The sequence below is a fragment of the Parabacteroides sp. 20_3 genome (assembly GCF_964238835.1).
GTDB lineage: Bacteria > Bacteroidota > Bacteroidia > Bacteroidales > Tannerellaceae > Parabacteroides > Parabacteroides distasonis.
Genome location: NZ_CAXSNO010000001.1, coordinates 657,873 through 681,300 on the forward strand (window position 1 = coordinate 657,873; position 23,428 = coordinate 681,300).

Annotated in this window: 22 protein-coding genes; 7 read left to right on the plus strand and 15 right to left on the minus strand. The window is 44.5% G+C overall.

The features are described 5' to 3' along the window. Positions 1-138 precede the first annotated feature (138 nt). Positions 139-1,866 (minus strand): tetratricopeptide repeat-containing serine protease family protein, encoded by a 1,728-nt coding sequence (locus ACESPU_RS02795; protein ID WP_005868025.1) that lies wholly within the window; start codon positions 1,864-1,866, stop codon positions 139-141. A 125-nt stretch (positions 1,867-1,991) separates the two neighbouring features. On the opposite strand from ACESPU_RS02795, the gene ACESPU_RS02800 reads away from it, so the two are divergent. Beyond that, positions 1,992-2,717 (plus strand): MBL fold metallo-hydrolase, encoded by a 726-nt coding sequence (locus ACESPU_RS02800; protein ID WP_121962376.1) that lies wholly within the window; start codon positions 1,992-1,994, stop codon positions 2,715-2,717. On the opposite strand, the gene ACESPU_RS02805 is transcribed toward ACESPU_RS02800, so the two are convergent. The 12 genes from ACESPU_RS02805 to ACESPU_RS02860 all read right to left on the minus strand — a co-directional run bounded on the left by ACESPU_RS02805 (position 2,709) and on the right by ACESPU_RS02860 (position 16,833). Then, on the minus strand, positions 2,709-3,917 hold the full coding sequence (locus ACESPU_RS02805; RefSeq protein ID WP_005855888.1) for an ABC transporter permease: 1,209 nt from the start codon (positions 3,915-3,917) through the stop codon (positions 2,709-2,711). The genes ACESPU_RS02800 and ACESPU_RS02805 overlap by 9 nt on opposite strands. Beyond that, complete coding sequence (locus ACESPU_RS02810; protein ID WP_158532802.1) at positions 3,901-5,076, minus strand: ABC transporter permease; 1,176 nt, start codon at positions 5,074-5,076, stop codon at positions 3,901-3,903. The genes ACESPU_RS02805 and ACESPU_RS02810 overlap by 17 nt, the downstream gene beginning before the upstream one ends. A gap of 125 nt (positions 5,077-5,201) precedes the next feature. Then, the gene (locus ACESPU_RS02815) at positions 5,202-6,188 is read right to left on the minus strand and encodes an HlyD family secretion protein (RefSeq protein WP_005868022.1); all 987 of its coding nucleotides are present in this window, start codon (positions 6,186-6,188) and stop codon (positions 5,202-5,204) included. 34 nt (positions 6,189-6,222) lie between these two features. After that, a complete protein-coding gene (locus ACESPU_RS02820; protein WP_034531167.1) occupies positions 6,223-7,665 on the minus strand; it encodes a TolC family protein in 1,443 nt (480 codons plus the stop codon). Between the two features lie 61 nt (positions 7,666-7,726). Beyond that, positions 7,727-8,926: an MFS transporter gene (locus ACESPU_RS02825; protein WP_057318860.1), complete on the minus strand. Its 1,200-nt coding sequence runs from the start codon at positions 8,924-8,926 to the stop codon at positions 7,727-7,729. 339 nt (positions 8,927-9,265) lie between these two features. Continuing rightward, entirely contained in the window at positions 9,266-9,805 is a 540-nt protein-coding gene (locus tag ACESPU_RS02830; RefSeq protein ID WP_005868017.1) for an FHA domain-containing protein, read from the minus strand. Between the two features lie 288 nt (positions 9,806-10,093). Continuing rightward, a complete protein-coding gene (locus ACESPU_RS02835; protein ID WP_158532803.1) occupies positions 10,094-11,662 on the minus strand; it encodes a PAS domain-containing sensor histidine kinase in 1,569 nt (522 codons plus the stop codon). 141 nt (positions 11,663-11,803) lie between these two features. Then, complete coding sequence (locus ACESPU_RS02840) at positions 11,804-12,685, minus strand: helix-turn-helix domain-containing protein (protein ID WP_121960891.1); 882 nt, start codon at positions 12,683-12,685, stop codon at positions 11,804-11,806. A gap of 680 nt (positions 12,686-13,365) precedes the next feature. Further along, positions 13,366-14,055, minus strand: coding sequence for a hypothetical protein (locus ACESPU_RS02845; protein WP_005868012.1), 690 nt, complete (start codon positions 14,053-14,055; stop codon positions 13,366-13,368). 19 nt (positions 14,056-14,074) lie between these two features. After that, positions 14,075-15,037: a glycosyltransferase family 2 protein gene (locus ACESPU_RS02850; RefSeq protein WP_005868009.1), complete on the minus strand. Its 963-nt coding sequence runs from the start codon at positions 15,035-15,037 to the stop codon at positions 14,075-14,077. 245 nt (positions 15,038-15,282) lie between these two features. Next, positions 15,283-16,158, minus strand: coding sequence for an NAD kinase (locus ACESPU_RS02855; protein ID WP_005855867.1), 876 nt, complete (start codon positions 16,156-16,158; stop codon positions 15,283-15,285). Between the two features lie 15 nt (positions 16,159-16,173). Continuing rightward, positions 16,174-16,833: a CBS domain-containing protein gene (locus tag ACESPU_RS02860; protein WP_057318866.1), complete on the minus strand. Its 660-nt coding sequence runs from the start codon at positions 16,831-16,833 to the stop codon at positions 16,174-16,176. A gap of 84 nt (positions 16,834-16,917) precedes the next feature. On the opposite strand from ACESPU_RS02860, the gene ACESPU_RS02865 reads away from it, so the two are divergent. From ACESPU_RS02865 to ACESPU_RS02885, 5 genes are all read left to right on the plus strand, one after another. Next, positions 16,918-17,634 carry a pyridoxine 5'-phosphate synthase gene (locus ACESPU_RS02865; protein WP_008771766.1) on the plus strand — a complete coding sequence of 239 codons (717 nt, stop codon included), beginning with the start codon at positions 16,918-16,920 and terminating at the stop codon, positions 17,632-17,634. A 49-nt stretch (positions 17,635-17,683) separates the two neighbouring features. After that, positions 17,684-18,394, plus strand: a complete 711-nt coding sequence (locus tag ACESPU_RS02870; RefSeq protein WP_005855862.1) for a MotA/TolQ/ExbB proton channel family protein — start codon at positions 17,684-17,686, stop codon at positions 18,392-18,394. A 91-nt stretch (positions 18,395-18,485) separates the two neighbouring features. Next, positions 18,486-18,896: a biopolymer transporter ExbD gene (locus ACESPU_RS02875; protein ID WP_005855860.1), complete on the plus strand. Its 411-nt coding sequence runs from the start codon at positions 18,486-18,488 to the stop codon at positions 18,894-18,896. Positions 18,897-18,901: 5 nt separating this feature from the next. Next, positions 18,902-19,756: an energy transducer TonB gene (locus ACESPU_RS02880; protein ID WP_008771765.1), complete on the plus strand. Its 855-nt coding sequence runs from the start codon at positions 18,902-18,904 to the stop codon at positions 19,754-19,756. A gap of 9 nt (positions 19,757-19,765) precedes the next feature. Continuing rightward, positions 19,766-20,311, plus strand: coding sequence for a DJ-1 family glyoxalase III (locus ACESPU_RS02885; RefSeq protein WP_005855842.1), 546 nt, complete (start codon positions 19,766-19,768; stop codon positions 20,309-20,311). 127 nt (positions 20,312-20,438) lie between these two features. On the opposite strand, the gene ACESPU_RS02890 is transcribed toward ACESPU_RS02885, so the two are convergent. Continuing rightward, a complete protein-coding gene (locus ACESPU_RS02890) occupies positions 20,439-21,515 on the minus strand; it encodes a linear amide C-N hydrolase (RefSeq protein WP_081024217.1) in 1,077 nt (358 codons plus the stop codon). 99 nt (positions 21,516-21,614) lie between these two features. On the opposite strand from ACESPU_RS02890, the gene ACESPU_RS02895 reads away from it, so the two are divergent. Continuing rightward, complete coding sequence (locus ACESPU_RS02895) at positions 21,615-22,547, plus strand: DMT family transporter (RefSeq protein ID WP_005855838.1); 933 nt, start codon at positions 21,615-21,617, stop codon at positions 22,545-22,547. On the opposite strand, the gene ACESPU_RS02900 is transcribed toward ACESPU_RS02895, so the two are convergent. Continuing rightward, on the minus strand, positions 22,533-23,423 hold the full coding sequence (locus tag ACESPU_RS02900) for a 1,4-dihydroxy-2-naphthoate polyprenyltransferase (protein WP_008780291.1): 891 nt from the start codon (positions 23,421-23,423) through the stop codon (positions 22,533-22,535). The genes ACESPU_RS02895 and ACESPU_RS02900 overlap by 15 nt on opposite strands. Positions 23,424-23,428: the final 5 nt, after the last annotated feature.

Genomic DNA, 23,428 nt, shown 5'->3' on the forward strand with positions numbered 1-23,428 from the left:
GTATCTGCAACCGGACAGATACGGACGTGCAACCGGGTAGATATGTACCTGCAACCGTGTAGATACGTACCTACAACCGGACAGATACGGACGTGCAACCGGGTAGATACGGACGTGCGTACCCGCCCGGGTGCATCTTTACTTACAATGTTCCTTTATTAATTTGTCCACGACAGGATCACCCAACTCCTTCGCCTTGTTGAAAGCCTCGCACGCTTCCGCCTTCTTACCCTGACGGACGTAGCAGATGCCTCGCAAACGATAGCAAGAGGCGAAATCCGGAGCGATCCGCAAGGCATTCTCTAAGCTCCTCAACGCCTGATCATAGTTTTCCATACGGATATATACGGACGCTTCCTCCGCCGGATAAGTCGGGTCGCCCGGATTCAAGCGGATCGCGGATTGGATATCGGCCAAGGCGCCGGGGAAATCGTTCATGCGGAACTTCGCTTGCTCGCGGTAATAGAAGAAGCGGTCGCCGACCTGTCCTTTCAAGAGATTGTAGTATAAATCATAATCGTCCACGGCCTCCTTGTATTGCATCAGTTTCAAGCGGAGATCCACCCGTTCCAAGATATAGGGAGCGGCCTCGTTCGTTGGCGGGTTCCCGCATTTGGCGATGGCGCTATCCAGCAAGGCGATGATATCCCCGAAGTTAGCGCCCCGGATATTCGCCTTCGCCTTCGCCGCCCAATACCAAGAGGTAGAAGATGCCATATCGCTATCGTTCACCTTCATATAATCATCGAACGCCTGCTCGAAATCTCCTTTATAAAAATGGATGTCCCCTTCCAATTGGCGATAGACCGGCAAGTCCTCCTCCCCGATCGCTTTTTGTATCGCCTCGGTAGCGGCATCGACGGTCCACTGCTCCTTATTCAAGGTCGTATCCGCGGCGGCCACGCCGTAGATCAGCTTGGCTCGGTTGAACCAGATATCCCCTTTCCGCTCGCTGAAGCGGGAAGCCGTGTTTATATCTTCCAACGCCTTATCCAGATAAGCCCCCTGCTCGGCCTCCGTAGGAGCCAGATCCGCACGGTGGTAAGCGTAATGATTGGCACGGTTCAAATACCCGTCGGGAGAATCCGGGAAAGTGGCGATAAAATCATTCAAGGTAGCCAGATACGTCTTCGGGTCTTGCGAGTTTGCCATCAAGTATAAGGAGACCTGCGCTTGGCTTGCGTCCGACGGCCACGCCTTCCGGATACCAATCCGGCTATAGGTGGAATTAAAAGCGTCCGCCGACTGAATCGTCAAGCTATTCGCGTATCCCGCCGAGACCGCGTAGGAATCTTCCTTCTTCCCCGACGCGTCTTCCTGCGCCAAGCCGAACACCTCGCCGTCCGCCGTCAATACAGGAGCGTTTACCTGCCCGCTCTCCAGCGCCATCGACAATTTATAATAGCTGAACGGCTCCTTCAACTTACTGACCTCCGAGACCGGTCCTTCCCCGAACTTCGTGATCTTACCGGTCGAGTAAGGCATCAGATAAGCGATAACTCCTTGCGAGATCGGCTCACGGGCGATCGGCAAGAACACAGCTTTCTTCGGAACCTCTACCTTGAACTTGATCACGTCATATAATTCATCAGCCCCCAAGATGCGGCTTACCGGATATTCTTTACCGTCGGCGTCGGTCACGGTCGCCCTCGCCGCGTCCTTAAACAAGGAATAGCCGGACAACGCCTCACCGGTCTCGGTAATGAAAAATCCCGTACCAGACGCTTTCTTCTGGTTATCTTTTCCATAAGTAGTGACGGTAACCACCGCCTTTCGTTGCTTATCCATCCATTTGGGCGCTTTCTTTTGCGCCGCCACCCAAAATACTTGGCAACAAATCGTAATCAACAGAACAATTCTTCTCATTTCGTTTTCATGTTATCAGAATATACGTCGCAAATGTAAATATTTATACCGGATAGGCGAACAAATTAGGGAATTAATCTATTATGAGTATATTCGCGGAAACACTTATAAAAAACCGCGAGATTATGAGACTAAAATCATGTATGCTTATGTGTAGTTTATTCATGGCGAGCTTAGCCTCCGCTAGTAACTTCGCCTCGGATTCTTTCAAGACCAAGAGCGGAAAAGAACTGATCATCACGTTCATCAAGCACGGCAGCCTGATGCTTACGTACGACAATCATTCGATACAGGTAGATCCTGTCTCCGAATACGCCGATTATACGACTTTCCCGAAAGCCGATATCATCTTGATTACCCACGAGCATGGCGACCATCTGGACCCGAAAGCGATACAAGCCGTCGAGAAAAGCGGTACGGAAATCATCGCCAACGAGAACAGCCAAAAGAAACTGGGAAAAGGGAAGGTCCTAAAAAACGGCGATACGGATACCTCCATCAGCTATATGAAGATAGAGGCCGTCCCCGCCTATAACACCACGCCCGGCCGGGATAAATATCACCCCCGCCACCGGGATAATGGCTATATCCTCACGTTCGACGAACTAAGAGTCTATATAGCCGGCGATACGGAAGACATCCCGGAGATGAAAGACCTGAAAGACATCGATATCGCTTTCCTTCCCATCAACCAGCCTTATACCATGACCATCCCGCAAGCGGCGAAAGCGGCCAAGATGTTCTCGCCTAAAATCCTATACCCTTACCATTACGGGGATACGAAGATCGGCGAGTTGAAAGATGCCTTGAAAGGTAGCGGTATCGACGTGAGGATACGGGAGCTACAATGACGACAAGGCACGGCTCGCCTTTAAGATATTCCGCCGGTACACCCAGCAAGCCAAGAGGAAATAAACGACACATTGCACCCACAACGTCACGTACTCCACACCGACTTGCTCAATCGACGCTCCCATCGAGTTGAGCTGTACATAGGCCAGCGTAGCGGGAGCCGCCGGAATGATATAATGGGCCATTTGCCAATACCAAGGCATCAATTCCAAGGGATAAGAGACTCCGGAAAGGAAGATCAAGCCTACCGAGAAGAAGGCGATCATCAATAACGGAGCCTCCGAGTCCGTAAAGAAATAAGAGGCGGCCAGCCCAAAGAAGCTGGTAGCCAGCAAGAAAGGTATCAGCAGGATCAAGGTGTTCAGATAATTACCGATATCCGGCAGGCCAAACAATAGCGGTATCAAGCCCAACAAGAACAAAGCGAAAATCGTATACAATACGCAATACACAAAGGTCTTGCTGATTATCACCCTAGCGATCCGGCCAAAGGATAATCCCTCGGAGGCGAAACGAACGATGGTACCCGAATCCCGCTCTTCCCCGCTTATCATACCGATCACCATCAACAAGGTCTGGAACATAATGACGATCAATACCGCCGGGATCAAATAGGTTCCATATCCTTCCGTAAAATTATACAACGCCGTCCCGACCACTGATATGGGTTGCGCCGAAACGATCTTGGAAGCGTCTTGCTGGGGCAAGAACACCAACATCTCCGGACGATACCGATCGTTCAACGCCAACATGGCACCGCTGGAAGCCTCCTGCATCGCCATATAATATAGGAAGGCGCTTGTCGTCTGGTACATGATAAACAGGGACTCATTCCCTCGTGCCACCCGGGTCTCGAAATCAGAGGGAAGATACAAGATACCTACGGCATCCCCCTCCTTCATCCACTCCTGCGCCTCGGCGTAATCCAAACCATCGGCGATTACCGAGACTTGCGGAGTGGCGTTCAGCAAACGGATGTACTCCCGGCTCAAGTCGGTCTTTGAGTCATCGACGACTACCACCGGGGCGTTACGCACCAGATCCGGGGCATACATATAATTATACAGCAGGCCATAGAGAAATATACCTCCTACCAAGACGAGCAAGATAGCGTAGCTCGTGGAGATCGTCTTAAACTCGTCCTTGACCAAGGAAGCGATATCCGCCAAGGTTCCTTTCATATTATCGGATGTTCTCATATTTATGACTTAAAATAGCGGTTTTCAAATGTGGCAATAGTGCCAATGCCAATAACATAAACGCAAACAACGAACTTACGTTTACCCATGTATAAGGGAATCCGTAATCGCCATACAATAAGTTCTGGTTGATCTCCACGAAATGCCGTACCGGAAACAGGTACGAGGCGAAATGTACGGGAGCGTACATGGAATCGACCGGGAAAGTAACGCCGCATAAAGTAGCCCCCAGCGAACCGACCATCGACACCACGCTAATCACGATCGCTATAGCGGGAAACAACGAGAACAGGAATACCGCCAACGCTTGCGTAGCGACCACGAATAAGATCGCCGTCAAGTTCAATGGCCAGAAACCGCAAGCGAAAGGAATATGCATGACCCCGAACATGATATAGTTAGCGAAGACGCTCATGATACAAAAGATAATCGTATAAGGGAGCAGTTTGCCCACCACCGCCACGAACATGTTCATCCGTGCCGCCTCCAGCCACCCACCGCCTGTCCGGAACTTGATCTCGCTACCGATAGCGTACACCGTAACCAGCAAAATGATCACTTGGAAAAAGACAAAGAAAAAAGGATTGCTCAGATAAACGGAATAATCCAGATCCGGGTTGAACAGCGGGTGGCTACTGGATCGTACCGGTAATAGGAAGGTGGTTATCTGATTCTCCCCCAGCCCCATCGCCGTAGCTTGCACAACCACCGGGGCGAGCGAAAGCGTACGCAGCAGGGTCTCGAAGGCCCCACGTACCTCACCGCCCACGCTCAACAAGGCATAGTGGTAATAATACGATAAAGTAGCGTCACGCCCCGCCGTGGCATCCGCCTCAAACTGATTGGGGATCACTAAATAACCGTAGATTTCTTTTGCTTGGGTAGCATGGCGAGCGGTCTCTTGGTCCGTATAATGCCGGGTTACCCGGAAAGTCGGTACCGCCTCTACCTGCCGGATGACCTCCCGAGACATGGAGGTGTTGTCTTGGTCCACTACCGCTATCGGTATGTTCTCCATCTGCCCGCTTCCGAAAATCGTAGACATGAAGAATATACAGAACAAAGGCAACACGATACACACCCCGAAATATAATCTCCGGGAAACCATGCGATCCAGTTCCCGACGTAAAACCATATAGAAAGGACTCTTCTTTAGCATAGCGACAATAAATTATTTAGTTGTAGAGACGGGGCGTGCCCCGTCTCCCACCGTCCGACAGTAACTTTAAATACTATTTCGAGGGGATGAGACGGAGCACGCTCCGTCTCTACAACTGGATAGTATCAAGGGAGTTGATAGAGTACGGACATACCGGGACGCAATCCCTCCACCTTCTCCACCGGTAAGGCATGTATCTCGAAGGTCCGCAAGTCATAGCTACCTGTCTGCTTGGTAGATTTCCAAGTAGCGAAACTGCCCAACGGACTGATATAATTGATCTTGAACTCAATATCCTTCTTATCGATCGCCGGTACATCGGCGACAAACGTTCCTCCCATCTTAAATAAAGGCAAACGATCCTCACGTACGTTCAATACCACATGCACGTCATCTAATACGACTAAGTTCATGATTGGCATCCCGGCCCCAACCAACTCTCCCCGTTTCGGGAAAATAGCTGAGATTTGTCCGGATTCCGGAGCCGTCAACCGAGCGTCCTGTAAGAGAGCCGCCACCTCCTCCACGGTTCCTTGCGCCGCCGTCACCAACGAGCGGGCGCTCTCCTTATCTTGTATCTGCGCCCCGTCTACCGCCATTTGATATTGGCTATAAGCGGCACGTTCGGCGGCCTCAGCCGCTTTATACATGGCCTCCACCTCATCTTTACGCTGTGAGGTTACCACGCTATCTTTATACAAGGCATTCACCCGATCATAGGTAATCTTCGCCAATTGTAAATCCGATTTGGATTTATTCCACAATTGTTGCAAGGAAGCGATGATTTGCTTTCGTGTACCCTCATCCACTTTCTGGTGCTGATACTTCGCTATGTTCTCCATGGCGTTCACCTGTTGATATTTAGCCAACGCCTCCGGACTATTGATGACTACCAAGGTATCGCCTTGGCGTACATTCTGTCCCTCTTTTACCAGAAAGGTATCGATACGCCCCGGTAACTTACCGGAGATACGTATTTCCGTTGCCTCGATCTGCCCTTGCAAGATCACCGGCTTCTTTTTCAACAAGATCATCCCGATCAACGAGACAACTATAACAATCGCCAAGACTGCGACGAAGGCCACACTCAAATATCTCTTAGTTTTATCCATAACTCCTAAATTTTCAATTTTCAATTCTCAATTTTCAATTCCCCAAAAGCTCCTCGGTCTTTCCCTCCATCTTGTATTGGTGGAACTGCTCCGGCGTACCGCAGACAGACAGCAGATTAATCAAGGCTACATCATACTGATAATAAGCCAAAAGAAAAGCGGTCTTCACCTTCGCCAGCATAACCTCAGCATCGACTACCTCCGTAGAAGTAGCCATTCCCTCTTGGAAAGATTTCTTCCGCACCCGGACCAGTTCCCGGCTCATCTCGATCGTCGTATCCAAAGCTTTTACATTGTCCAAGGCATTTTGTAGCTGGCTGTAGAATTTATCGATACCGACCTCCAGATCCGTAATCGCCTTCTCCTTACCCAAACGAAGCGACTGACTAGCGATCTTTGCCTGCCGGATGGTTTTCTCCCGGTTCAAGCCATCAAAAATATTCCACGTAAAACCAACTCCTACCATCGTACGAGGCAACAAATATTTATCCAGTCCATCAGCGTACAAAGTCTGTTTGCCGAATAAAGCGATATTCGGGACATAAGCGGACCGGCCGATCTTTAGTTGATTATCGGCTACAACCTGCTGCAATTTCAATTGATTGACTATATAATTATTCATCGGAACCAGATCCTTGAAGTATTGGGCCGGAGGAAGCGCCTCATTAATAAATAAAGGAGTCGTGGTACGTACGTCGCTCCCCTCCTCCATATTAATCAAGCTTTTAAACGCCTGTTGGGCGACCGCTAAATCCTTACGGGCCGATTCCAGTTCTCGTTTCGCCTCGTCCATACTCACCTGAGCGAACAGACGCTCGGCCCGATTGATCATCCCGTTTTGCTCTAATTTAAGGGCTTGGTCATAATGGGTTTTCAAAGAATTGTACACTTCTGTTTTTACGTCCACCACGCTTTGTCCCAAACGAAGCCCGAAATAAGCCTCGATCAATAAGGATTGTTGGTTAGCATCCACTTGGCTCCTATTCACCTCCGCTATAGAGACCATCGTCTTTCCGATCTTGTTCGCATAGATACGTTTTCCTCCCGTGAAAACAGGCCACGTCACCGTAGCGTCTATAGAAGTGATGTTTTGGGAGATCAGCGGAAGCGAGAAAGTACCTTGCCCGATCTTATCCAATACCGACATGATCAACTCATTATCCGGGATATAATTATGGACAAACTCCTTCGCCGGTTCCGTATATTTACTCAGCGACTGCCGTACCTCTATCGGATTCGACATATGTACGAAAGCACCCGCGGCGTTCACCGACGGATACCAAAAAGCGTTTAGCTTTTGATGCTCATTCCGAGCCCATTCCACTTCTTTCCCGGCTATTTTCAAGCTTTTATTTTCCTTATGAAGCAGGTCGAGAGATTGTTCCAAGCTTAAATCCACATCGTTCCCTTGGCTCCATGAAGCGCATGGAAGAAGATACAGCAAAAGAATACTGTAAGATACTATATTACTCACCATAAACTCATTTAGTAATTGACGTTCAGTTGGAGTAATAACAGCGAAAAAGGGAGGATTGTTTTTACTTCTTTTTCAAGTTGGGAAGGAACCAAGTAACCAGTCCTAAAAGAGGCATGAAGCCACATACGTTGTAGACAGCCTCTATTCCATAATGATCCGCCATATTTCCTAATACGGCCGAGGCTATACCCGCCACACCGAAAGCAAATCCAAAGAAAAGTCCCGAGATAAGACCTAATTTATAAGGAAGCAACTCTTGCGCATACAACAAAATAGCCGGGAACGCCGATGATAAGACCAAACCCACGCAAAAACTAAGCACGATCGTCCAAGCGAATCCCACATGCGGCATCAACAAGCTAAATGGGGCTGCCCCTAGAATCGATCCCCAAATCACATATTTCCGTCCTATCTTATCACCGATAGGACCACCCGCCAAGGTTCCCATGGCCGTAGCGATCAGGAAGACGAACAAACAGATCTGCGAAGTCTGTACACTCACCCCGAATTTATGGATCAAGTAAAAGGTATAGTAGCTATTCAAACTAGCCATATAGATATATTTAGAGAAAATCAAGGTCAGCAATATCGAGATCGAAAAGACTGTTTTTCCCAAAGAAAGAGGCATCTCCACATGCGTCTCACCCGACTTCTTCTGCCATTTCACCCGACTCAAATACGCCTTATACCAACGGCAGATAGGAATCATCACCAAAATAGCGACGAATGCCAGTATAGAAAACAAAGCGATATGAGTCCGTCCATAAGGCGCCACCAATAAAGCAACCAGTAGCGGACCTAACGATCCGCCCAAATTACCACCCACTTGAAAAAGCGATTGTGCCAATCCCCTACGCCCTCCCGACGCTAGCGAGGTAATCCGGGACGCTTCCGGATGCAAAACCGAAGACCCGATACCTATCAAGAATACGGAGATCAAGACCCAATGGAGCGTAGAGGAAAAAGCGAGATTCAACAAGCCGACCAACGTAAAACTCATACCAATAGGTAACGACCAAGCCACGGGACGCTTATCAAAAACCAAACCGGTTATAGGCTGGAAAACAGAAGCGGATAATTGATAAACAAGCGTAATCAACCCGATTTGGGCGAAGCTCAACGCTAAATCATCCTTGAAAAGTGGATAAACCGCCGAGATAACGGATTGCAACGAATCATTCAAACAATGCGTAACGCTTAACGCCACCAATACCCGGAATGCTGTTTTATTTACCGGCTGCTGTTTAGGAACCTGCTCCATGACTGTCCATATTTCTATTTAACCTCATGCTCATTAACATTTTAAAAACCACACAAAAAGTTAGCTAATTTCTAGAAAAACAAACCCTAAGAGCCTATTTTAACCATAGTTAATACAACTATTCTTTCGGTTCTTTTCATTTCTTTATGTTAATCGGCTTAATCTTAATACCTATGAGCCTTGTTTTCTCAGTGATACTTCAGAGCTGTATCCCGGAATGAGCATATATCTTATAACTCACTCCCAAAACAAACGCCAAAATCCCTTATCTGCCATCATTCCGACCCGAAGTTAAAGATCGAGATCATAAACGGGAACAGCCTCTGAAGTTTTTTATATTTATTCCTCTTCTTCTCCCTCGTTCGCCGAATGTAAGATAAAAGTAGTAGCGCCAATCGTTACGATCGAACCTTCCCCGATACGTACTTGTTCTTTTTTACCGACCAATACATTTTTCACAAAAGTCCCGGTCAAGCTAGGAAAGTCACGCACCATATAAACGAACTTGCCATTAGTGTCTTTCTTTACATTAATCACACAATGCTTACGCCCCATACTTGGATCGCTCGTGATAATAGGGACATCTACACCTTCCGTATCCTTATTACGGCGACCAATCACATTATCTCCCATCACTAATGGTAGATCTTGCTTAAAAGCAAAACCATTCTCGATAATGGTAATATAACCACAAGAGAAATCCGGTTCCTTCACCTCTTTTTCCTCACCGGTAGCCGTCTTCACCACCTTTCGGCCCAATTTAATCTTAAATTGCGCTCCACACTGCGGACAGACGAAGGCTAATACCTTCCCTTCCGGATATTTGGTCTCATCAAAAGACAACTGATTATCACATTTTGGACAGAATACTCTTTTCATACACTTAAATACAGGATCTAGTATTACAAACGGAGCGCAAATTTACGAAAAAACCTTCAGCTACACTCCTAAAATCTCATGGTTATGATTTTTTGAAACAAAAAAGGCTATCCATCACGGACAGCCAATCTCAATTGTTAACCTTAAATCTAATACCATGAAAAACACAGTGCAAATATAGAGGTTTTATGTTATGTAGCATAATGTTTTATTTGCAAATCTCATTTACTTAACCAGATTTAACAAAACCATGCTTTAAAACATATCCGTAAAATAATATATATTCCCTTAGAACTTAGGTTCATTCTCTTTAATCTCCTTCAAAGGCAAGGTAAACCAAAAAGTGGAACCTACTCCCAATGTAGATTCTACCCCGATTCGTCCCCCTAGTTTCTCGATAATATTTTTGCAAATCGCCAATCCTAATCCGGTACCTTGTTTGCAAGCGTTCAACTTAACAAAGCGATCGAATATAGTTCTACAATCCTCCTCCGAGATTCCCATTCCCGTATCCGAGACCGAAACTCGTATTTCATCATTCGATACCTTATAGGCTAATTTGATCTCACCTTCCGAAGTAAACTTAATCGCATTTGTCAAGAAATTAGAAATAACCTGTACGACTCGTTTCGGATCTGAGAAAACAGTCACGGGTTGTGAGCCCCGATCGAAAACAAATCGAACGTTTTTCGGAATCTTCAAGGCATGTACCGCATAGGTTTCCTCACAGATCTCCTTAAAATCAAAATTTCTCTTCGTAATGTCAAAGGTTCCCGCCTCAATCTTTGAGAAATCAAGGATATCCTCAATCAATTGCAGAAGCAATTCACTATTCTTGTCAATGATATCCACATAAAACTCTCGTTCCTCCTCCTCTATCTCCTTGGTCTCTGCCAGTATATTCGCGAAACCAACAATAGCATTTAAAGGCGTACGGATCTCATGACTCATATTCGCCAAGAACATAGACTTAAGCCGATTCGCCTCTTTAGCCTTAGCTAACTCATATTCTTTTCGTTGACGCTCTCGTTCCACCCAGCGCAATTTATCTTGCATGGCGATCTCATCCGTTATGTCCATCAAGTAATAAAGGATTTTCGCTGGTCTTCCCGCCTCATCATATTTATAAGGGTACGCATACGCTCTCACCCAAACATATTGCCCCTCAAAAAGCTGTCGGTATTGAATACTATATTCACCGATCTCACCCGTAACAATCTTTTCAAAGCCTTGTACAAGTACCCTTTCCCGATCTTCCGGATGTACGATCTCACAAAAATCTTTTTTCGTTGTCAAGTTACTTGCTCTCAATCTGGATTTATTACCTAAAACACGTAAATCCAGATCGATATGCATCTTATCGGTTTTAACATCATATTCCCACAGCAAGGAATCACTGCAACGCATAACCGTTTTCAACTTCGTGAACAGTTCCTCTACTTTCTCCGACTTTTGATATTCTTCCGTCTCATCCGTAAACATTAGTACATATCCACAGATATCTTCAGCCTCTCCTTTCAACGGCACACATTTAATAGACAGACGTAAATTTGTACCTTCCTTTTTTGGGTCTATGTTATAGTACTCATTCGTTTGTATATTATCAAATTCATAATTACAATCGAACACAACCATTTCTCCCTGTTTCAGACGAGCGATCTTGTCCTCTGGAAAATTAGGATTCTCGAAAAGATTTATTCCCATAATATCCTTCCGGCTTATAGCGAACAAATTCTCGTCCGTCCTATTGAGATCCACTAGCTGCCCCCTCCCGTCATAAACTTCAATTCCAACAGGTAATTTCTGGAATAGGGCATTAAAGCTCATTTCCTCTAGCATTTTATTACATTGTCCCATCGTCATATTAAATTATAACCACTAATTCCCTACTTTAAATCAATCAAGCAATCTCCTCTGTTATTTATACAACAAATGAACGATAATAACGATTGCAGCAGAAGTTTAAAGTTATAGAAATAATATGAAAATCAAACATAATCATGTTGAGAATATATGTTTTCGATATTGAGAAAGAGTCATTCCCGTCCGTTGACGAAAAAAGCGATTCAATGTCGATTGAGACGGAAAATTAGTCAATATAGCGATCTCCTGTATATTTAATCGAGAGTCACGTAGCAACGACTTTACCTCTAACACTATATAGATAGATAAAAACTCCTTGGCTGAAATGCCACACCTTTCATTCATGATCGCACTTAAATAAGTTGTCGTTATATTCAATTTATCCGCATAAAATCCGACATTCTTGTGATTCTTGAAATTCTCTGCCACGAGACTACAGAAATCATAGATCAATTGCTCTTTTCTCAAACTAGTCCTGAAAGGGATTTTCTTACGCACTTTCACATAATAGTCGTAAACATCCATGTAAAAAATCCCCAAGTAACATATAATCCGCTCCCTCAGAAGCCCATTACCCCGATACCGCTCAAGCTCATTCTCTATCAATTTGCAAAATGATTGAAAACGCTCAATACCATTATTATCCTCTATATTATAGTAAAAATGATCCTTCACGAAAAAATGAAATCCCGGATCAAAATGACGTAAGGAACTTAATACATCCCCATGTAGTACATGTGGTATGATGATAAACTTCGCCGAGAAGTCCTCACTCACGTTCCGCATTGAGCATAACTGTCTCGGAAATAAGAAAATCAATTCATTCTTATTCCATACATGCTTATTTTCAAGCAAATGAATGATCGCACTACCTCTATTACATACTGCTATTATCCCGTAATCCAAAAAAGAAGGCTCTGAAGTCAATGGACTATCTTCAATCTGTTCCGTAATAATAAAGTCTTTTTCTAATCCGCCTAAAAAACGATCACATGTATTATACCTATTCTCTTGCATATACTCTTATAAATTAAGGGAATACGAAATCTTACCTCCAACAACAATCAACAGAATAATATTATATTTTGTTCTGTCCGTTAAGGTCCCAAGTATATTCGTTTGATATTTTTCTTTCCTTACCCCCTCTTCTATTAGCCATCAAACCTTATATATCAATTGGTGCTAACAGCTAACCAAGGAAATCATAAAAAAACACAAGACAAAATTATATAATAAAAAATTGACTATTAAATGCATACCTAAACTAAAAGCGTACAAAAACACATCAATTGTATACAAAATCGAAACAGACAAAGAATAACCGAAAAAGATCATAAAAATACAGTTAGCTTCATTGACAAAGTAAGTTAACTGAAACACCAAAGCAAGTCAACTTACTTTGCCGATGAAATTAGCTTACTTTGAAAGTATGGATGTTACCCTCGGAAAGGGGCGCTTAAGCAGTGTTCTCAAAAATTCGTGTATTCATGCCTCTATACAAAAAAAGGCTATCCGTCACGGACAGCCAATCTCAATTGTTAACCTTAAATCTAATACCATGAAAAACACAGTGCAAATATAGGCGGTTTTATGTTATGTAGCATACTGAATTATTTGCAAAATTCTTTCACTTAACTCGATTTAACGAAATCATGCCCTAAAACATAGTTATTAACAAGAAAACTATTCGTTCAGATCTAATAGCTTCCCAAGAAATCGTCGAGGGAACGAGTATCATCATCTGGCATCAATTCTTTTTTCAAACGAAATTTGCGTTTATAGATAGCATCCTTCGTCACATTCAAGACTGACATCAGCTCCGCCGAAGTTAGCCGCAATTTGATCAAGCAACAAAAACGAATGGCATCCTCCGTCAAATCCGGATAAGCGACACGTAAACGACTTATAAAATCATCATAAAGAGTATTTACGATCTCGATCAAGTTTCTCCAATCTGAATCCGGCAATATCGTTTCCGATTTAGAAAGTATCTTCAGCTTCTTGAACGTATCCAACTGTTCCAGCAAACACTTCGCCAAACGCTCCTTTTCCTTGATCAAGGATTCCACGTCACGATGCGCTTTCCACTGAGCCGCATGCTGGTATTCCTTCAAACATTTCTCCTTCGCTTCCAATTGCTCCTTGATGTGCGACATCTCACGACTATAACGTTGTATCAAGATTTCATTTTTATCCACAAGACTCGCTATTTCTCTCAGTTCTTTCTCCTTTTTTGTCTTATAAAGGTGATAACGCAAAAAAGATAACAGAAGCAGGGTAAAAGCGACGATGATTAAAATGATCAGATAATAAATATCTACATAGAAATGCTCCGGCTCCTTTAGAACCGAGCTTATGGCAGTAGATGTGTGCAGCGCAAACTTCATATAAATAGTATTTATTATCTTAATACTTCTTTCTTAGAATTCCCTCTCTCCAAATCGCTTCCAAAAAGCCTGTCCCATATCCGATCAATTGGACAAAAGCCGCTATGATAGATAACAACGCAACGATTCCGTTCTTATTTCTCACTAAAGCGTCAAAAAAGATCAGCGAAATATAAAATAACAATAGCCCCCATACCTTTGGAACGAAAAAAGCGGAAATACATACCCCCAGCAGACCTACCACAAATAAGGCCGGCAGGCAATGTACCCATTTCAATGATTCCGGGTACTTCTGGTACAAGATAATCCTAGCGTACCCCGAATGCCATACTTGCCGGAAAAACTGGACGAAATTTGTTCTTCGCTTATGATAGACCCAAGCGCCCGGAAAATAACGGCATTTATAGCCTGCCGCAAAAATCCGGATACTAAAATCTATATCCTCTCCATAACGCATATCAGAGAAACCACCCAAGGCTTCATACACCTCTTTCCGCATTCCCATATTAAAACTCCGGGGATAGAATGCATCTAAATGCCTCCGGCTTCCTCGGATCCCTCCTGTCGTAAAAAAAGAAGTCATCGAGTAATTGACCGCTTTCTGTATAGCGGAAAAAGAAGAATGCGCCCTGTCAGCACCACCAAAGGCATCCACCTTATAACGCATTAAGGACTCGTGTACTTGTTCCAGATAGCTGGCCGGAACGATACAATCCGAATCCAAGACAATCACGATCTCTCCTTCCGCATAACGTACCCCTTGATTGCGAGCCAAGCCTGGACCTGAATTCTCTATATAGAAATAGCGAATCCTCAAGCGGTTATTATAGGCATTGACTATGGGCTCACAAGGTATAGAAGAACCGTCGTCCACTACGATAACCTCAAAATGTACATATGTCTGCCGGGTAAGGCTGTTTAATAAATCGTCTATCTCCTCCGGACGATTGTAGACAGGAATAATAATTGAAAATACTTCCATTAAGCTAGATTTAATCTGCCGACAAAAGTAAAGAGTTAAAAAGCGTGTGTCAAAAAAGGGCACTGGACAAATAGAGGACATAGCTGGACATCGAATACCCCCTATTTTTTACCCCATAATAGAAAAACTGGACAAAATCCATAAGATACGCTCAGTTTATCCATACGGAAAAGTCTATTTATCAACAGCTTACAAAATACAATACTATCCGCTACTATTTGGACAAAGACTGGACGCACACAATATTATTTCATTCGCACATCTGCCCCCCACATTAATTTTTCCCGAAGCGTCTGATAAAAAGTATGGTTATAGCGTTTGATGACTTTCGTCGTATAATCGGCCTTGCTCATCTTTAATTCGATACCTGCCGGGAATATTTCCGAACGTCCATCCAAAGAGATCAGAAAATATTTATTCCGGCTCTCTACCCGAAGCGTTATTATATCTGAATCCGGAATCACCAACGGACGCACGTTCAAGGAATGCGGAGCGACCGGACTCAAGACAATGCTATTACTTTGTGGGACGATAATCGGCCCATTTACGCTCATCGAATAGGCTGTGGAACCGGTAGGTGTAGCCACTACCAAACCATCCGCCTGATAGGAAGTCAGATATTCCCCATTCAAGAATGTATGAATCGTAATCATCGAGGAACTATCACGCTTCAGCACGGCGATCTCGTTCAAGGCGTAATTATATCCGCGAAACGCACGGTCTTCCGTATATAAACGCAAGAGGGTTCGTTCCTCTACCTTATAGTAATTCTTAAAAATCTCGTCCAGCGTATCCTCAACCTCATTACTGCTGACATCCGCAAGGAAGCCTAGCCGTCCGGTATTAATACCTAAAATAGGAATATCTTGTTTATTTACCCGGGCCGCCGTACGAAGGAACGTACCATCTCCTCCCACGCTAAGCGCTATATCCAGATCAAACTCATCACCCACTAATAGCCCGCTCACCACTGGCTCAAAACCAAAAGCATCTGTAAGGAATGTATAAAAAGGGCTGTCCACATAAATATCAGCCTCTTGTTCACGAAGCTTCTCAAACAAGCGTTTAATCAGATTCTGTCTCTCGATCTGATATTCACTTCCAAATATTCCAACTTTCATTCTACGCTCCTTACTTTACATATTCATATAATGTAATAACTCATTCATCCGCTGCTGCAACATATCATCCACCATCCCCTTCTCCATAAAATGATAAAGCACCGTATAATTGAAACGCTCGAAACTACGGATCACGGGAGAGGCATCTTCCAAATCAATCTTAAGGGTTATAAGCAGACGGCCCGTATCTTTATCTTGATGGGATAACAAATTAAGGACATGGGCATTATTCGCCTCTACCAAACGGGCGATATCCGTTAATGAATAATCCTGTGGCATCATTTCCAATACGATCACGCTTCCAGCCGCCTCCGCATTACATAGCTCGGATAAAGCATCTACCAAACGATCCCGGGTAATCGCCCCCAAATAAGTTCCGTCCACGGAAACCACAGGCAACAGGCTCAATCCATATCGGGTTATCATTGCCAACGCTTCATGTAAATGTCCATTTTCCGAAATCGCCGGAGCGAATAAAACCGGCTCACCGATCGTAGCCGAAGGATCCGGCATCGCCAATAAGTCTTTTTCCGACACTAAACACTGGTATGCGTTATCACTCAATAACGGAAGATGCTTGAGTTTAAAATCCTCCATTAACGCCAACGCATATTCCGCTGTGTCAAAACTTTTTAACACCGGAATTTCCTTTGTTATGAAATCTTTCACCAACATTATTCTGTTAATTCCCTAAATCCTGCTAAATTTGCCGATACTTTTGTGCAAATGTAATGAAAGAAAAAAGATATACGATATACAATGACAAATTTAAGTGTAAACATTAACAAGGTTGCTACTATTCGTAATGCGAGAGGTGGCAATATGCCAAACGTGCTGAAAGTAGCGCAAGACTGTGAATTATTCGGGGCACAAGGAATTACGGTTCATCCCCGTCCGGATGAACGACACATACGCTATAGCGATGTTTATGGACTAAAACCTCTTATCCGGACAGAATTTAACATAGAAGGTTATCCTTGTGATAAATTCATCGACTTGGTATTGAAGGTAAAACCGACCCAAGTCACACTGGTTCCGGACGCTCCGGATGCCATCACGTCGAACTCAGGTTGGAACGTAAAGGACAATTTCGATTACTTAAGCGAATTGGTAGACACTTTTACCTCACAAGGAATCCGTACATCCATCTTCGTCGGAACAGACTTGGCGAATATCGAACTAGCGGCGAAAACAGGTACAGACCGTATTGAGCTATATACGGAACCTTATGCGACCTTTTATCCGGAAGATCGTGACAAAGCGATCGCTCCTTTTGTAGAGGCCGCTCAATTAGCTAAAAACTTAGGATTAGGCGTAAATGCCGGACACGACTTGAGCTTAGAAAATCTGGCTTTCTTCAACAAGAATATCCCTTGGCTGGAGGAGGTTTCTATCGGCCATGCCTTGATTTGTGATGCGCTCTATCATGGTTTGCAAGAGACGATCGCTTTATACAAGGCATGCTTGAATAATTGAGAATGGAGAAGAATTGAATATTGAAAATTATAACCTATAATTCAAAACGATGAGTATTTTACTTTCACTACAGGCCGTAGGCTCTCAGGCGGCAGATCAAATGCCGGATTTAACGGCTGTAACCCTTCCTACGGAAGCGGAAATCAATGTGATAGACCTTGCCTTTAAGGGAGGTTGGATTATGGTGGTATTGTTACTGCTCTCTCTGATGGCTATTTATATTTTTGTTCAACGTCTGATCATCATTCGCCGTGCGGGAAAAGAAGACGAGACGTTCATGAATCGTATTAAGGACTATATCCATGAAGGAAAAGTGGACTCGGCTCTCAATTTATGCCGGAGCACCAACACACCTTCCGCCCGTATGATCGAGAAAGGCATTACCCGTTTGGGCCGTCCGATGAACGATGTGCTCGTAGCGATCGAGAATGTAGGAAATTTGGAGATCGCTAAACTGGAAAAAGGTTTCCCCTTGATCGCGACGACCGCTGCCGGCGCTCCCATGCTTGGTTTCCTTGGGACAGTAACCGGTATGGTACGTGCTTTCTTCGATATGGCAAACGCAGGCACCAATGTTGATGTCTCCTTATTATCCGGTGGTATCTATGAGGCCTTGGTAACAACTGTTGGTGGTCTGGTTGTTGGTATTATTACATTGTTCGCGTACAACTATCTGGTATCTCAAGTAGATAACGTCGTGAACAAGATGGAGGCTCGTACGATGGAATTCATGGATTTATTAAATGAACCGGCTAATTAATTGAAAATGGAGAATTGAAAATTGAAGATGAGCCAACTCTCCTCTATTTAATTTTCAATTCTCCATTTTCAATTTTCAATTATAAAAAATTATGGCTCTAAAAAGAAGAACAAAGGTAAACGAAGCGTTCAGCATGGCCTCTATGACCGACGTCATATTCCTCTTGCTGATCTTCTTCATGGTTACCTCTACCGTAGTAATCCCAAACGCCATCAAGGTTACCTTGCCGCAAGCGCAAAAGCAGACAGCGGCGAAACCTCTTACGAGGGTAACGATAGACGCAAACTTGAATTACTACGTGGCATTTGGAAAACAAAAAGAGGTACAGGTCTCATTTGATGAGATCACTCCTTTCTTGCAAGATAGTTACGCGAAGGAACCGGAGATGTTCGTCGCCTTATATGCCGACGAGACCGTGCCTTACAAAGAGATTGTAAAGATACTGAATATAGCGAACGAGAATAAATTCAAGATGGTGCTTGCCACCCGTCCGCAGAAATAACAGATATGAGACTGAATAAGGATGACATATACAGTTTGATCGGTACCGTTGCTTTTCACGGTGTCATTCTACTGATACTTTGGTTTACCGTATTGAAAACCGAGGTACCGGATGAAGACGGGGGTGTACTCGTTAATTTCGGGAATGTAGATGCCGCCGCCGGAATGTTCGAGCCTAAGTATACCGGGCAAGAACCGCCTCAGGAAACGACCACTCCCCCTCCTCCCGTACCGGAGCCGCAAGTGGAAACGCCCAAGCAGGAACTCATCACTCAAGATATCGAGGAAAGCGTAGCCCTTGAGGACGCTAAAAAGAAGAAAGAGGAAGAGAAACGCAAGAAACAAGAGGCTGAGAAGAAACGGAAAGAAGAGGAGGAGAAAGAACGTATCCGCCGGGAAGAAGCCGAGAAGAAACGTCTGGCCGAGGAACGCCGCAAGAAGGAACAAGCCATTAGCAACAAGGTGGCCGGAGCTTTTGGTATGGGAAACGCCGAGGGTAACAGCCAAGGTGACGCTGAAAGCGGAACCGGTAACCAAGGAAGTCCGTTCGGTAACTCTGATCATGGGGCGAATGAAGGCGTAGGCGGTTACGGATCATTTAATTTGAACGGCCGTTCCATTGGTGCCGGAGGTCTCCCTCGTCCCGCTTACACGATCCAAGAAGAAGGTCGTATTGTTATCAATATAACCGTAGATCCGAAAGGCAATGTTATATTTGCCGAGGTAGGTCGGGGAACTAATATCGACAACGCCTCCATGCGTAAAAGCGCTTTGGACGCAGCTCGAAAGGCGAAGTTCAACAGTATCAGTGGCGCTAATAACCAGAGTGGTACTATTACTTACGTGTACAAATTTAAATAATTGAATCTTATGAAGAAAGCGATCGTATTCTTAGCGAATGGCTTCGAGGAAATGGAAGCCACGGGAACCGTAGACATTTTGCGTCGCGGAGGTATAGACACGAAAACAGTCTCCATCACCGACGACCGTAAAGTGATTGGTGCTCACAATATGGAATATACGGCTGACGCCACATTTACCGAAATCGATCTTTCGGATGCTGATGCCTTGATCTTACCCGGAGGCATGCCCGGAGCATCCAACTTAAACAATTCGGAACCGGTGAAAGAAGCCTTATTACAACAATACCGTGAAGGACGTATCGTAGCGGCTATCTGCGCAGCTCCGATGGTATTAGGCGGTCTAGGTTTGTTAAAAGGTCGCAAAGCCACTTGTTATCCCGGGTTCGAACCGAAATTGATTGGTGCCACCGTAACAGGCGAGGCTGTCGAGGTAGATGGAAATGTAGTAACCGGTAGAGGACCGGGCTTGGTATTCAATTTTGGCCTAGCTTTAGTATCTGTACTAAAAGGTGATGCGGTTGCGGAGGAAGTTGCGGCCGGATTACTATTATAAGATTTAGATCATCAATCGAAACCCAATAGAATAGGGAACGTAATCCATTGAGTTATGTTTCCTATTCCATTGAGTTTTATCACCTATCCTATTGACTTACGAGATATCCCCCAAAGAGCTCACTGCCCTATTCTATTTTGATCGTTTCAACCGCTTGTCGCTTCGTCCCATCCATGGATACCGCACGATAACGAACCGTGGAGAAATCAATGGAACGTAAATCTATATTCCGAATAACGCTATTGTACATCGTACGGTAATAAATCACATGGTTTCGCATATCCGTAACCGAAGTCCATTGAGTAGCGCTCGGTATATCGCAAGGTACTTGCCCTAATGGGAATTCGATCCCTACGGGAATATCAAAATTATTCAATATCTGGAAACACTGGAAGACCGTTTCCAATGCGGTTTCTTGTTGTGGGGCCGAAGCTTGGTAAAAAGCCGCACGAACGAAACGTGACGGTGGAGTTACGTCGCCCGGAATCCCAAGGAAACCGCTTCCCGCACCAAATGAAGACAACTCGATATTTCCTAATTGTTGATTGGGGGCCGTACCCGGGAAAAGATTAACATAATTATTCAGGTTCGTCAGATGCCACTCGAAACTGGGAGAATTAGTCAGAACTCCTAACGTATTCTCATAGAAGTGTAGCTCACCCTTAATAATCTCAAGAACCAGTTGACGTCCCGACGGCTCGGCAAACCGCCAATGAACGGTAGACGCACGGGGATCTATATTGATAACATGCACTTTCTTAACAGCCTCTTTCACCTCCTCTACATTTGAACATTCCCCCAACAACCAAGACACTAATTGCAGATCAGAGATACTTTTATCCCGAACTGCGGCATTATATTTCTCATATTCACCGTACTTTGGAAAATAAAACAATCCAGCCGATAACCCAACCTCATTGAGTCCTTCAGCGATAAATTCCTTTTGCTCCACTGCCAAGCCCACATATCCATAACGTGCCGTGAAAGTCATTCCATCAACCCCATTCGGAGTATACGATCGTTCGGTGTATCCTCTTGGAACCACGACATACTGGCTGTTCAAATTACTTCCACCCCATTCTATCGTACGTGCTACAATAGTCGTACTGTCCTTGCTTTTTAAGGTAATACCGGTGCAAGCCTCTGCAGCGGAAGGATTAATAAGCAAGCCGGCAATCGCAAATAAAATAAAGAAATATCTCATAAACATCATTTTTGATAAAAACAAGCGACAGGAGAAGGTTGTTTTCAAGATTTCAAGACTTTTTCGTATGTTTGCGGTCATTTTATCCAAAAGTATAATATGAATAATAATCTAAAAGGTTTCGCTTATGGAATAGCGACTTCTGTTACATTCGGTTTAATCCCTTTGTTTACATTGCCTCTTATGGAGAAGGGTATGCGGTTTGATTCGATATTGTTCTATCGTTTCTTATTCGCGGCCATCGCCTTATCGGGTATGCTTCTAGCGAAAAAGGAATCTTTCAGAACAGAGATGCGAAACCTACCGATATTGATTTTATTGGGTGCTTTTTATACAGGCTCGGCAATGTTCCTGTTTTGGGGCTATAATTTTATGGCGGCGGGAATCGCCACGACTCTACATTTCACCTATCCGATATTCGTAACCCTATTCATGCTGTTTGTATTCAAAGAAAAAACATCATGGATTACGCTCTTGGCGATTGGGCTCGCTATTTGTGGAGTAGCCCGTCTATCCATTGATGGAGGAGAGATGCGATTAAACGGGCTAGGCGTAATCATCGTATTACTTTCCGCCGTCGCTTATGCCCTCTATATCGTCACCGTCAATAAATCGAGGGTACATGATATGCCGGGACGAAAACTTACGTTCTATGTATTTATCGTCAGTACCTCTTTATTTTTCATAAAAGCACAGGCAGGAACAGGAATCCAACCCATTCCAGACCTGCCCTCTTTTATTAACCTCGTCTTATTAGCCTTCTTGCCAACCGTAGTATCTAACATTACATTGGTACAAGCCGTACACCATATCGGTTCCACCCTAACTTCCGTACTGGGAGCAACAGAACCCGTGACAGCCGTCTGCGTAGGTGTTTTAGTCTTTGGAGAGCCTTTCACCCCTCACCTCGCTTTAGGAATCTTACTGATTATCGTAGCGGTTACATTGATTATCCTGTCCAAATACATACAGAAAAATCTCCATGAGGCCAAGCGATTGTTCAAAGCACGGCACATCTTAAGAACCAAATAACAATACAACTGAAAGCAACACGGCATAGATAAATACATTCCGTGCCGTATGCCCTAAAGTTCTATTAAGCTCACGGCCTTGATACTGTTTCATCTCCAGCCATGTGGCGGCAAACAGCACGCTAAAAGCCGCGAATAAACAAACAAGCCAAGGTGAGGCATCCATCAATAAAGGCAGCGTGATCAAAAAAGCCAATATACCGTTCAGCAAATAAGTTACCAACCCGAACGTACGCCCGAATAGCACAATCGTAGTCCGTTTACGAGCCGCCTTATCTTGCTCATAATCCCGGTAATTATTCACGATCAAAATATTAGCGGACAACAGCCCCAATGACAACGAAAGCAAGAATGACAATAAGGAAAACGATAATGCTTGTACATAATACGTAAAACAAACCGGAATAATCCCATAAAACAATACGACACACACATCCCCCAGCCCGTTATAAGCCAAAGGAAATGGCCCTGCTGAATAAGCCAAGACACAAATCGCAATAGCAATTCCTACACCGATGAGCTCCCAGCCGGCAAAGAACAACAAGAAACAGCCACATAGACAAGAAAGCCCCAACGTGATAAAAGTCCCCCATAGCATTGCCTTAGGAGTTATCCAACCGGAAGCCACCGCTCGCTCCGGGCCTAACCGGTCCTCCTTATCCGCCCCCTTCTTAAAATCAAAATAATCATTGGCAAAATTACTGGCTATCTGGGCAAGTAAAGCCACCAAAACACAAAGGATCGCCGGAGCCAATTTAAATACTCCATCCCTGTAAGCCAGCGCACACCCAACTAATACCGGACTAAATGATGCCGGCAACGTTTTCGGACGTGCCGCCTCTAACCAAGCTTGAATTCTCGATCTGTTATTCTCCATTCTAT